The following is a 12,827-nucleotide window of genomic DNA, read 5'->3' on the forward strand; positions in this document are numbered from 1 at the left end:
TATGAGTTCAAAACGCTTAGTAATAAGTTAACCTTACTACACCAGCTAATTTTTTAGCCAGACGGATCACCTGTCTGGTATAACCGTACTCATTGTCGTACCAGGTATAAAGTACAACTGATTTGTTGTCTTTTGCCATAATCGTTGCAGGTCCGTCAATGATAGACGCATGACTGTTTCCGATTAAATCCGTACTTACCAGTTCATTAGAGATCGAATATTCGATTTGTTCAGAAAGGTCTCCGAAAAGGGAAGCTTGTCTTAAGATCTCGCTCACTTCTTCTTTTGAAGTCACTTTGTTCAATGATAGGTTCAGGATGGCCAGAGAAACGTTAGGTGTAGGAACACGCACTGCATTTCCGGTTAGCTTTCCACCCAGGTGAGGGATTACTTTTGCTACTGCTTTATCTGCACCGGTTTCTGTGATCACCAGGTTTAATGCTGCAGCACGGCCTCTTCTATATTTTTTATGGTAATTGTCTAACAGGTTTTGGTCATTCGTGTAAGAGTGAACCGTTTCAATATGTCCTTTTTCGATTCCGAAAGCATCATCAATCAGCTTCAATACTGGTACGATGGCATTGGTGGTACAAGAAGCGTTCGATAAGATCGTTTCATTGGCATAATCGATATGTCCGTCATTGATTCCTGCAACTACATTAGGAATGTCTCCTTTTGCCGGTGCAGTTAACAATACCTTGCTGATTCCTTTGGCATTCAGGTGTCTGCCCAAACCTTCGCGGTCGCGGAAAATCCCTGTATTGTCAATCAATAGGGCATCGTGGATGTCGTACAGCGTATAATCAACTTCATCAGGTTGTTTTGCTTCAATGAAGTAGATCGTCTGACCATTGATGATCAGTGCTTTGTTCTCAAAATCCTCGGTAATTGTTCCATTGAAAGGACCATGGATTGAATCTGTGCGTAGCAGTTCGCCACGTTTGATCAGTTCCTCATCGCTATAGCTTCTGGTAACGATTGCCCTTAAGCGCAATTGTTCACCTTTACCAGCCTGAAGGATCAGTTCACGTGCAGCGATACGTCCGATTCTGCCGAAACCAAAAAGTACAACGTCTTTAGGTTTCAGGCTCATTTTGTCTTTGCCGATGTGTTTGCTGAGTTTACTCACTACAAAGTCGTGCATTGTAGGGTAATTGTTGTTGTCTTCCAGCCATTCTGAAGCTAGTCTGCCAATGTCAACACGTGATGGCGCGAGATTGCATTTGGAGATGGTAACGGCAAGTTCCAGCGTTTCATAAATGCTGATGTCTTTGCCGCTTACTTCTTTTGCATATTGGTGATGCGCAAGTATTTCACTGCTTCCAACATCAAATAAAGGTTTACGGAATAGTACCAGTTCAATAGATCTGTCGAACCACAATTGGCCAACAACATTAATCAATTCAATCGCTTTTTTTTCTTTTTCAATCCAACTTTGGAATTCGGATTGGTATTTCTTTAGCATGCGTGGAATATATTTAGTTAGAATGGCACAAAAGTAAAAAAGATTGAGCGAGTACCCAATCTTTTTCACTTATATAATTTCGCTTAGCCAGCGGATTTAGCTTTAGCTTATCCCAGGTAAGATTTTAAGATTTTACTTCTTGAGGTATGACGAAGGCGTTGTAAGGCTTTGTCTTTAATCTGACGGACACGCTCACGGGTTAAGTTAAATTTCTCTCCGATCTCTTCAAGAGACAGTGGGTGGTTGGTACTTAATCCGAAGAAAAGAACGATGATTTCACGTTCACGTTCCGTTAGTGTAGATAACGAGCGTTTGATCTCTTCAGAAAGAGATTCATTGATCAGGCTGCTATCTGTATTTGGCTCATGATTTTCCAACACATCTAATAGTGTGTTTTCTTCACCCTGAACAAATGGTGCATCCATAGATACGTGACGTCCTGAGTTGCTCAGCGTGTCAGAGATCTTATCAACCGTAGTTTCTAAAATATCTGCCAATTCTTCCGGAGAAGGCTCACGTTCGAATTCCTGCTCTAATTTAGAGAATGCTTTACTGATTTTGCTTAGGGAACCAACCTGGTTCAATGGCAAACGAACGATACGGCTTTGCTCTGCAATAGCCTGCAATATAGATTGACGAATCCACCAAACAGCATAAGAGATAAACTTGAAACCTTTAGTTTCATCAAAACGTTTTGCAGCTTTAATTAAACCCAGGTTACCCTCATTAATTAAATCTCCTAATGTTAAACCTTGATTTTGGTATTGTTTTGCCACGGAAACCACGAAACGTAGGTTAGTCTTTGTTAAACGTTCTAATGCGGCCTGATCTCCCTCGCGTATTTTTCTTGCTAATATTACTTCTTCTTCGGCGGTGATTAAATCTACTTTACCAATTTCGTGAAGGTATTTGTCTAAAGATTGACTTTCGCGATTGGTAATGGATTGCGTGATTTTGAGTTGTCTCATTTATATGCTTTGGTACTCGTTATGTGTTTGAACGTGCAAAAGTAAGAATTTAAAGGCAATTTGAAAACATAAATTCCTGAAAATGTTACAGTTTACAACTGTTATTTCTACAATATTTTAACAGCAATAATTATTCCAAAATACTTTTGTCAGTATTTTGAGCTCTTATTGATTAAAGTCATGTATTTATTGTAAATCAATAAATATATTTTGAATATTAATAATAAATGCCTTATGTTTGCATAGAAATATGCATTGTCTTGCAGAAGTCAGAAAGTAAAAATTTCCTAAAGCGGAATTTTTAACTCGAACGGGTTAATGTTCTGCCAAAGACAGAATATTGAAAAGAAATGAAAAAAGACCTGCGAATTATTTTGGCAGAATGATTTTTCAGGTATAAACCCGCTTTTGAAATTTTACGATGTGTTTAAAAAAGGACATTGATCAGATGAAGGGCAGAAGTTAAGGGCATAATTATGGCAATCATTGTAATACCTAACCTTTCTATCCTGAAAACCCGTAAAGCGAAGGCGGTGCGCCTGGAAACACTGGATGCAATTTGTGAAGTACTGGACTGTCAGCCCGGAGATCTTCTGGAATACTGCCGCCTGGAAGAATAAAGGCAGAAAAAATAAAGCCTGTCAGTTTATCGGAAAACCAATAACCAACAGGCTGATTTATCTTTATGCCGACTAGGTAAGGTCTACAACTTCTGCCTCAGGTGCATTCTTTTTAACAGATTCAATGCCGTTATCACGGCTGGATTCAGATTCATACATTTCACTGGTTCCAATGATTTGTCCGTTGGTGGCCTTTAGGTTGAAGTAAGGCTTTCCATTGGTAGAAGTTTTTCTGTCAAATTTACTGTCATCTTGTGAGTTCTTTTTAACAGATTCAATCCCATTGTTGCAATTGCTTTTGGTGGTATAACCTTCACTTGTTAAGATAACCTGGCCATTACCAGCTTTCAAATCGAACTGAAATTCACCGTTTTTTCTTGTTTTGATCTCGAATTTTCCCATAATCGTTTATTTAAGTTTTTTTTTCTAGGTTGACATTAATCATCCAATTTATAAAAAAACAAAGGTTAAACAAAAATCAGGAACATTATTTTTCTGTTAAGGTTATTGGGGGTTGTCCGTTCTTCGGGGTTGGAAGGTAGGTGAGAGGTAGCTGGAAGATATCTGAGAGGTAGTTCCATAGTTCTTTAACCTTTCAGATACCTCTCAATAACCTTCGAACTACCTCCCAACCACGGAGCGTGTAGGGAGCGTATAGGGAGCGTATAGGGCAACAAGAAGCAATTTTATTAAATACTGGCCAGTTCAAATGTCTGATCCAGTTTGATGCCTTTTTCTGTCTGTTGAAGTGTACAACACTCATTTACTGCATCATGTTCCAATACGAGGATGTATTCTTTCTCTGAGGCCTCCTGAAGGAAAGATTTCTTTTCTGTCAGGGTTGTTAACGGAAACATGTCATAAGCCATTACATAAGGCAAAGGAATGTGCCCTACGGAAGGCAGCAGATCTGCCATATACACCAGCGTTTTACCTTTATATTGAATCTGGGGAAGCATCATTGCATCTGTATGGCCATAAGCAAAGCGGATGTTGATTCCTTCATGAAAGGAAACACCTTCTACATCTTCCACAAAACGGAGCTGTCCGCTTTCCTGGATGGGGAGGATGTTCTCTTTCAGGAAAGAAGCTTTTTCTCTGTCGTTGGGATTTACTGCCCAATCCCAGTGTTTGGCATTGCTCCAGTAAAATGCATTTTTAAATGCAGGACGAAGTTTTTCTCCCTGGCGTACAATGGAACCACCACAATGATCAAAATGAAGGTGCGTTAAAAACACATCTGTAATGTCATCCCTGGAGAACCCTTTTGCAGCTAAAGACTTGTCCAGTGTATCTTCTCCGTGGAGGTAATAGTGTCCCATGAACTTCTCATCCTGCTTGTCGCCGATCCCATTGTCGATCAGGATCAGGCGGTCGCCATCTTCTACCAACAGACAGCGCATGGCCCAGGTACACATATTATTTGCATCTGCAGGAGTTGTTTTTTGCCAGATGGATTTCGGAACTACCCCAAACATGGCACCTCCGTCTAGTTTAAATAATCCGGTATCAATTGTATGTAAGTTCATATCGCATTGGGTTAAGGGAAAATATAAAAGTAAAAAAAAACCTGTTGAAAGCTCAACAGGTTTTTTGTATTTCATTGATGATTTACAAGTGAATTACTTCACCGTAAGCATCAGCAGTTGCTTCCATAATCGCCTCACTCATGGTAGGGTGTGGGTGTACAGATTTCAGCACTTCATGACCAGTAGTTTCCAGTTTACGGGCAACTACGATCTCAGCAATCAGTTCTGTTACATTGGCACCGATCATGTGTGCGCCAAGCAATTCTCCATATTTTGCATCGTAGATCATTTTTACAAAACCATCTTTAGCACCGGCAGCGCTGGCTTTACCTGAAGCAGAGAATGGGAATTTACCAATCTTCAATTCATATCCGGCAGCTTTTGCTGCTTTTTCAGTATAACCAACAGAAGCGATTTCAGGACTGCAATAAGTACATCCCGGGATGTTGTTATAGTCTAAAGGCTCTGGTTTATGGCCAGCGATTTTCTCTACACAAATGATTCCTTCTGCAGAAGCTACGTGAGCCAAAGCCTGACCTGGAACGATATCACCAATTGCATAATAACCTTTTACGCTGGTATTGTAGAATTCATCCACAACAACTTTACCTTTTTCAGTTTTGATGCCGGTTTCTTCTAAACCTATATTTTCAATGTTGGCTACTACACCAGCTGCAGAAAGAACGATATCACATTCTAAAGTCTGCATACCTGAGGCCGTTTTTACCTGAACTTTACAACCCGCACCAGAAGTGTCTACAGATTCAACGCTCGAAGAAGTCATCACTTCTATACCTGCTTTTTTGAAGCTGCGTAACAGTTGTTTTGAGATGTCTTCGTCTTCCACAGGTACGATGTTTTCCATGAATTCAACCACGGTAACTTTCGTTCCTAAAGTAGCATAGAAGTAAGCAAATTCCACACCGATAGCACCGGAACCAACAACAACCATAGATTTTGGTTGTTCAGGTAATACCATTGCCTGTCTGTAACCAATGATTTTTTTACCGTCTTGTTTTAAGTTAGGTAATTCTCTTGACCTGCCACCTGTAGCCAATATAATACTGGTTGCAGTATAGTCTTTCTGTGTTCCGTCAGCAGCTTTCACTTCTACCTTGTTTCCAGGCTTAGCTTTACCGGTACCCATGATCACGTCAATTTTGTTCTTCTTCATTAAGAATTGAACGCCCTTGCTCATGCCATCGGCAACACCACGGCTGCGTTTAATCACAGCTGCAAAATCAGCTTCTGCTTCAGCGGTTTTGATTCCGTATTCAGCAGCATGGTTGATGTATTCAAAAACCTGTGCACTTTTTAATAAAGCTTTGGTAGGGATACAACCCCAGTTAAGGCAGATTCCGCCTAAAGATTCGCGTTCTACTACTGCAGTTTTCAAACCTAACTGAGAAGCTCTTATTGCAGCTACATATCCACCAGGACCGCTGCCTATTACAATTACATCGTAGTTCATATCTTATATAAAGGAATTTTAACTTAAGTAATTGCCAAAATTAAAAAAATTGTTCATTAATAACGCTTCTAAGATTTTTGAAAGCCCCTTTTAGGTCATATAATTTGAATATGTTACATTTTTATGAAGGAGAACGGTTTTTAACCGAAAAACAATTTACTGGTAAACTGAAGGTTAGAGATGTTAAATAAAGTGTTAAATGTTGAAAAATATTGTGATATTTAATAATAATTTAACATTGGAATCGAGGCGCTGGATAAATTAATATTTACCTTTGTCGCGATATTTAATATTGGAATATCATAAAAAAACGAAAAGTAATTAAAAAAAGTATGAAGAAATCATTACTAATTAAATTCGTAGTTATGATCTTAGTTGTTGCGGGAACGTTCTCTTCGGCAATGGCTCAGGTGACAACTACAAACATGACTGGTACTGTAAAAGACACTAAAGCGCCACTGCCTGGTGCGAGTATTAAAGCAGTACATACACCGACAGGAACTTCCTATGGAGTAACGTCAAACGCTGATGGAAGGTTTACACTTTCTAACCTAAGAGTTGGTGGTCCTTACAAGGTAGTCGTTACCTACGTAGGATTCGAGCCACAAACATTTGATAATATCTTTGTAAAATTAGGAGAACCTTATGTGTTGAACACTACCTTATCTGATAACAGTTCAACATTGGCAGAGGTAAATATTGTTTCCAGTAATCCAAACTCTGTTTTAAATTCAAACAGAAGCGGGACTACAACGACAGTTACCAGACAGCAAATCCAGAATTTGCCAAGTATCTCACGTAGTGTGAATGACATTACGAGATTAACTCCTCAATCTAATGGTAACTCAATCGGTGGTGGTAACTATCGTCAAAGTAACTTCACTGTGGATGGATCTAACTTCAACAACCAGTTTGGTATTGGAGGAAATGTTCCTGCAGGTGGTGCTCCGATTTCATTGGATGCACTTGAGCAAATCTCTGTAAACGTAACACCTTATGACGTAAGACAGTCTGGATTTACAGGTGGTTCCATTAATGCAGTAACCCGTTCAGGTACAAATGATTTCTCTGCTACTGCTTTTTATGTTATGAGAAATCAAGATCACCAAGGAACTAAAATTGGAGATTATACTATTTCCAATGTTCAGCCTTATGCCCAAAAGCAATATGGTGTAAGTTTAGGTGGTCCAATCATTAAGGATAAATTGTTCTTCTTTGTGAACGCTGAATTTAATAAAGAAGTTACTCCAGGCCAGAACAGAACTGCTGCTACTCCAGCAAACCCTTTTGGATCAAGTGATAATGTTGCCCGTCCTACTGAGGCTTTTATGAACGAAGTGAGCAGCTATTTGAAATCAAAATATAACTACGACCCGGGAGTATATCAGGGTTACAGCAATAAGAGTAATAATGATAAGTTATTGGCCCGTTTGGATTGGAATATTTCCAAAGATCACAGCTTAAATTTACGTTATAATCAAGTTGAAAGTAAAAGCCCGGTAGGAGTAAGTACTTCTAGAAGTCCGTTTGCTGGTTATACTTTCGGAACAGGCCGTACAGATAAAAATGCACTGTGGTTCTCTAACTCGAACTATTATCAAGATGCAAATCTTTATTCTTTTGCAGGTGAATTGAACTCTTCTTTTGGAAGTAAGTTCTCTAACGTATTACGCGGTAGCTGGACGCACCAAAATGATCCACGTTCAACAGATAGCGGTATCTTTCCTTTAGTAGACATTTTGGATGGTAGTGGTGTTCCTCTGACAACTTTTGGTTATGAGCCATTTACTTATGGTAACTTGAGAGATGTGAAGACCTATTCATTTACGGATAACTTCTCTATGGCTTTGGGAAAACATAACATTACTTTGGGTGTTCAGGCTGATTTCAGTAAAACTCAAAATGGTTTCCAACGTTTTGGAACAAGCTATTATACTTTTAATAACTGGGCCGATTTTGTAAATGGTGCTAAACCTAGGGATTATGCAATTACTTATTCTCTGTCTCCAGGTTTTGCTCAGGCTTATCCTACTTTTAAATTCAACCAATATTCGGCCTATTTACAGGATGAGTTCAACGTAACTGATAGATTTAAAGTTACTGCTGGTGTAAGGGTAGAGAAATTCTCTTTCCCTGGTGTTGATGAAATCAAATCAAACCCATTGGTAACTCCACTTACTTTTGCTAATGGCGAGAAAATGGATACTGGAGTATTGCCAGGATCAAACATCATTTGGTCTCCAAGATTTGGATTCAACTGGGATGCTTTAGGTGACCGCTCATTACAAATTCGTGGTGGTTCTGGTATCTTTAGAGGCGTAGTTCCATTTGTTTGGATCGTTTCCCAATCCGGTGACTCTGGTATGTTGCAATTTACACAAACTTACGAAGGTCAGAACAATACTCCTGGACCTTTCAATCCAAATCCAAACGCTTATTTGCCAGCAACACCACCAGCGGGTGGAACTTCGATTCCTAACCCGGTTAGTGCGATTTCTCCAAACTTTAAATCTCCTAGAACCTGGAAAAGTAATTTAGCTGTTGATTTTAGACTTCCAGGTGGCGTTGTAGCTACTATTGAAGGTATCTATGCTAAAGATTTAAATTCAGCTATTGCGAGAAACATCAATTTACAGAACCCACAAGCATTAGGTATCAGTGGATATCCTGATAACAGATTGGTTTATCCTAACTTTAATACAGATAAATTCGTTAATCCTTTAATTAACGGAAAACCTGTTGCTTCAGGAACGCTTCCTTATCCGGGACAACCTAAAGGTAGTATCACTGTAGATGGAAAAAGAGTAACAAACGATGCTGCTGCTTTAAACTCGACAGTATTGGATAATGCTAAAGGTGGTTATAACTGGTCTGTTACGGCACAATTAACGAAACAGTTCAGTAACGGACTTTCTGCAATGGTTGCTTATACTCATAGTGATGGCCGTAACTTCGGTAACGGTGCAGGTGATCAATTACAAAACTTATGGTCAATTCCTCAGACTGATGGAAACTCCAATATTCCTTCATTAAGTTACAGCAGTAACCTATTGCCAGACAGAATTGTAGGGTCCCTTTCTTATAGGAAAGAATATATGAAAAATCTTGCAACTTCAATCAGTGTATTCTATGTTGGGTCTATTCAGGATAGGTTCACTTATGCTTATAGCTCAGACTTTAACCGTGACGGACAAACAAATGATTTGATCTATGTTCCAAAAGATCCTTCCGAAATCACATTTGCAGCTAAAACAATTACTTTAAGTAATGGAAAAAGCAAAACATGGACTCCTCAGGAACAAAGTGATGCATTCTTCGCTTATGTAGGTCAGGATGATTACCTGAAATCTCGTCAGGGACAATATTCAGAACGTAATGGTGGGAAAATGCCTTGGTTACATCGTTTTGATGTGAAATTGGTTCAGGAAGTATTTAGAAATGTTGCCGGTAAGAAAAACTCATTTCAGTTTACCGCAGACTTTATGAATTTTGGTAACCTGTTGAATAAAAAATGGGGTACTATGAAGAGAGTAAATACGCCGGGTATTTTACAACCTGCTAATGCTGCCACTATGGGAGGTACGACTAAACCAACATTTAGATTGGCAGACTTCGATGATGAGTTAGTGAAAAAATCTTTCAGCGACAATCAAACCTTCCTTTCTACTTACTACATGCAATTTGGTGTTCGTTATAACTTTAACTAACACAAACCATATTCATTTAAATAAAAAAAGGATTGCTGATCATCAGCAATCCTTTTTTTTAACAGGGCATCAGAAGATTATTTTTCTTTTATCACCAGCATCCAGCCCTTTCCTTTCGGCACCGTTATCTCTTCCTGATCTTTAAAACTCGCTGCAGGTTGGAAGTTCTTAATCTCTGCTGCAGTAATCGTCGCTTTCGCAGGATCAATTCCTAATGCTTTCCAGTCAATATTCAACTTGATCTTGGTATCCTCATTGGCCCAGCTGGCCAGGGCTACCAATACACTTTTATCTTTCTTATAAATCGTGACTGGTACATTCGCATTATTGCTTTTCACCGGGTTATTTTCCACCCAGTAGCCAATCATTTTGCTGCCCTGCATGCCAAAGTTATCCCATGCTTTCCAGATCGGGCGTGGATCAGCCCCATCGCTCCATGGCATCCTGTTTGTCATGCCATATATCATTCCTCTCCAGGCGTTTCCTCCATCTTGCAACATTTCTCCCATCAGACCAAAAGGAATACCTGAAACCTCTGTCAGGAAGAAGTCCGGACTATTCTTATCATAGTAAAAATATTCTCCAAACCACAGGCGGTTCAGGTAGGGGAAGTGTTCCATGTAAAGGTTGGCACTGTTGTTAAAACCATCACTCTTATTGTATTGATTGGCAGAGTGAAGGTCAATAATTCCCGGGTGTCCATCTTTGGTTAATACCCTTTTGATCCGTTTCATGGTAGTTCTGTCAAAGGCCACATCATCCAGGTAGATGCCATCTATGCCCACGTTCTGTACCAGCCAGTTCATGCCTTCCACATAATAGTTATGCCACCTGCTCATGCCGCTGTTCACTACTGCTGCATCTTTGATTTCAGGCACATACCAGGCCGCGATATAGTCTTCACCCAGATGTTCCTGTAGCCAGGAATACCCACCACCTTTGCCAGGTGAGTAAATCTCATGTCCAAGGCTACGTAGCGGGAAAGTCTCGTAAGCACTGTTAGACAACTCTCTTACCGTATTGTAGATTTTCACCTTAAGTGCTTTCAGGTGTGCCTCATTGATATAAGACTTCATCTCTTTATGGGCAATGAAAGGATAATTGATAAATGGATTGATTGGGGTGGCGTGGTGGATATTGATCAGCGTTGCTCCCGTAGCTTTGATCGTATCCAGGTTATCATATTTATGATAAAACCTGTTGCTCCATTGAAAATCCGTATTGATGGTATGGAATGGGGTGATGAGCAAAGTGAAGTTGTAATTCAGGGTATCTCCTTTTTTCATCGTCCTCGCTCCACTGTAGTTGTCAGAAAGAATGGCATTCCCTTTCTTAAACACCTGGATTCCACCTTTGCCTTCATTTCCCCAGGAAGCAGGCAGGATCAATGGCTTTTGCAGGTAGAAATTCGTGTTGAGCGGGCGGACATAATGATTGTCTCTTAAAGAATACTGTAAACCTGCGTTAACATCTCCGATCCAGGCACCATCCTGGTTTTTGTTGGCGACATCCCATTTCCATTTCAGGGTATCGGGTCTGTGGCCTCCTTTAAGTCCTAAGCCCATCATGTATTTCGATGCGTTCTGGGTAAATGGGATGTGCAAACGAACATCCTCGAGACTGATGTCCTCACGGGCGATCAATTGGACGGTATAAGAAAGAAAGCCATCAAATTCCAGAGAACCGTTTACCTGCATCGTCAGGCTGTCGGAAGTATTGGTCGTATTCCATTGTACCGTTCCGGCTTGTTTTTCCGTATAGGTTAAAGGTTCGTTTTTCCAGCTGATGTCTTTATGATTTGTCCGGATCACATGGAAGTGGATCGGCTCGGTCAGAATGTCTTTTGGGATGGCAGACAGTTCTGTCATCTCAGGCGTAAAGAAGGTCTGTATCTGTGCAGGTAAACCGTCTTTATTTAATGAGACCTGTCTGCCCAGCAGGGAAATGGTTTTGTCCTTTACGACTAAAGGAATATAAGGCGCAATGACCTCGTTTTTTTGTGCAAGGGTAGAGTTTAGCCAGGTCAGGCGTGTTTGTTTCCAGGGTTCGTTAATTCCGCCTTCCTGGGCAACCTGATTACTCACCTGGATATTGAGCTGTATTGCAGTACTCTTCTCCCCATTGGCAGAAACGGTTGCTGTTCCGGTATAGGTGCCTGCAGCTATATTTTTTGGAAGATCGGCGAGGATCCAAAGGGCTTGTATTTTGTCTTTGGCTACATTTACGGTTTTATGTAAAGGTTGGGTGTTCCAGTTGGTTCCATCTGTATTCAGGCAGGAGAGGAGATGGGCAGGAATTCTCCCTCCAGTTTTACTTTTTAAATCAGTAAAGCGTACTTCAACATTGTTGAGTGCTGCTTTAACCGGATAAATACCCAGTTGAAAAGCAAAGTTTTCTCCTTTAGCAGCACTTGCAGTAAAACTGCTTTTTATTCCTTTTAAAATCCATCGCTGTGGAAGGTCTGTGGTCATCTTTATCGGATTCAGACGGTCTTCCGGAAATACAAAATAGGATTTTTCAGGATGTTGTTTAATCAGGTCTTTGGTTTCTTTTGAGGTTGCAATTACTTCCATCGGATAATAGCTGTTCATCGCATTTATCGATTGGATTTCCTGTATCTTAACCTGGGCCAGTTGTGCAGTAGATTTAGGCCAGCTGTCACTGTTGTTGACCGATCTTTTCAAGTAACCCGCATTCGGATAATTGGAACGGCCATCTACCTTATAGGGCATGTAATAGACATAATAGGTCCCCGCTCCGGTGCTTGGTTCAAAATAAAGGGTTCCCTGTTCTCTGTTGATTTCAGTAACTTTTACATAAGCTACTTTCTGGTTGCTTTTGGCATCCACTACCCAGATCTCTTTTTGCTCTGGCTGCAGGTCCTTTCGTCTCCATGGGATAATTGCTTTAGCGACCTTTCCGGGGCTGCTGACATTAAGAATTACACGGTGATTGCCCAATGAGTCTGGGTTCCAGGCATCATTTCCATTGCTGTATTTTAATTCCTGAGCGCTGGCACTACCGCCAAGGAAAATTAAAACAAAGGGTACCAGATATTTTTTCATAC

General features: G+C 40.3%; 8 protein-coding genes. 2 read left to right on the top strand and 6 right to left on the bottom strand.

Features of this window, described 5'->3' with window-relative positions; translation table 11 throughout:
* Positions 1-16: 16 nt before the first annotated feature.
* Entirely contained in the window at positions 17-1,465 is a 1,449-nt protein-coding gene (locus BUC20_RS12000) for a glyceraldehyde-3-phosphate dehydrogenase (RefSeq protein WP_073231120.1), read from the bottom strand.
* A gap of 107 nt (positions 1,466-1,572) precedes the next feature.
* Positions 1,573-2,433 (bottom strand): sigma-70 family RNA polymerase sigma factor, encoded by an 861-nt coding sequence (locus tag BUC20_RS12005; RefSeq protein WP_062547391.1) that lies wholly within the window; start codon positions 2,431-2,433, stop codon positions 1,573-1,575.
* Positions 2,434-2,909: 476 nt separating this feature from the next.
* Here BUC20_RS12005 and BUC20_RS12010 point away from each other — a divergent pair, with 476 nt between their 5' ends.
* Entirely contained in the window at positions 2,910-3,053 is a 144-nt protein-coding gene (locus BUC20_RS12010; RefSeq protein WP_084528764.1) for a helix-turn-helix domain-containing protein, read from the top strand.
* Between the two features lie 72 nt (positions 3,054-3,125).
* Here BUC20_RS12010 and BUC20_RS12015 read toward each other — a convergent pair whose 3' ends face one another.
* The 3 genes from BUC20_RS12015 to lpdA form a co-directional block, all read right to left on the bottom strand.
* Entirely contained in the window at positions 3,126-3,455 is a 330-nt protein-coding gene (locus BUC20_RS12015; protein ID WP_073231123.1) for a YegP family protein, read from the bottom strand.
* Between the two features lie 287 nt (positions 3,456-3,742).
* Entirely contained in the window at positions 3,743-4,582 is an 840-nt protein-coding gene (locus BUC20_RS12020; protein ID WP_073231795.1) for an MBL fold metallo-hydrolase, read from the bottom strand.
* A gap of 82 nt (positions 4,583-4,664) precedes the next feature.
* On the bottom strand, positions 4,665-6,053 hold the full coding sequence (lpdA, locus tag BUC20_RS12025; RefSeq protein ID WP_073231125.1) for a dihydrolipoyl dehydrogenase: 1,389 nt from the start codon (positions 6,051-6,053) through the stop codon (positions 4,665-4,667).
* Between the two features lie 332 nt (positions 6,054-6,385).
* Between lpdA and BUC20_RS12030 the strand changes: the two genes are divergently transcribed.
* Positions 6,386-9,760: a TonB-dependent receptor gene (locus BUC20_RS12030; protein WP_073231127.1), complete on the top strand. Its 3,375-nt coding sequence runs from the start codon at positions 6,386-6,388 to the stop codon at positions 9,758-9,760.
* 77 nt (positions 9,761-9,837) lie between these two features.
* Here the strand turns inward: BUC20_RS12030 and BUC20_RS12035 are convergent, their stop codons facing one another.
* Entirely contained in the window at positions 9,838-12,825 is a 2,988-nt protein-coding gene (locus BUC20_RS12035; RefSeq protein ID WP_073231128.1) for a glycoside hydrolase domain-containing protein, read from the bottom strand.
* Between the last annotated feature and the right edge of the window lie 2 nt (positions 12,826-12,827).

It is taken from the genome of Pedobacter caeni (genome assembly GCF_900129215.1).
Lineage (GTDB): Bacteria > Bacteroidota > Bacteroidia > Sphingobacteriales > Sphingobacteriaceae > Pedobacter > Pedobacter caeni.

What these genes read in the sequence shown, in the direction of transcription:
- BUC20_RS12000 (WP_073231120.1), bottom strand. Translation starts at nt 1,465, where the DNA reads ATGCTAAAGAAATACCAATCCGAATTCCAAAGTTGGATTGAAAAAGAA.
- BUC20_RS12005 (WP_062547391.1), bottom strand. Translation starts at nt 2,433, where the DNA reads ATGAGACAACTCAAAATCACGCAATCCATTACCAATCGCGAAAGTCAA.
- BUC20_RS12010 (WP_084528764.1), top strand. Translation starts at nt 2,910, where the DNA reads ATGGCAATCATTGTAATACCTAACCTTTCTATCCTGAAAACCCGTAAA.
- BUC20_RS12015 (WP_073231123.1), bottom strand. Translation starts at nt 3,455, where the DNA reads ATGGGAAAATTCGAGATCAAAACAAGAAAAAACGGTGAATTTCAGTTC.
- BUC20_RS12020 (WP_073231795.1), bottom strand. Translation starts at nt 4,582, where the DNA reads ATGAACTTACATACAATTGATACCGGATTATTTAAACTAGACGGAGGT.
- lpdA (WP_073231125.1), bottom strand. Translation starts at nt 6,053, where the DNA reads ATGAACTACGATGTAATTGTAATAGGCAGCGGTCCTGGTGGATATGTA.
- BUC20_RS12030 (WP_073231127.1), top strand. Translation starts at nt 6,386, where the DNA reads ATGAAGAAATCATTACTAATTAAATTCGTAGTTATGATCTTAGTTGTT.
- BUC20_RS12035 (WP_073231128.1), bottom strand. Translation starts at nt 12,825, where the DNA reads ATGAAAAAATATCTGGTACCCTTTGTTTTAATTTTCCTTGGCGGTAGT.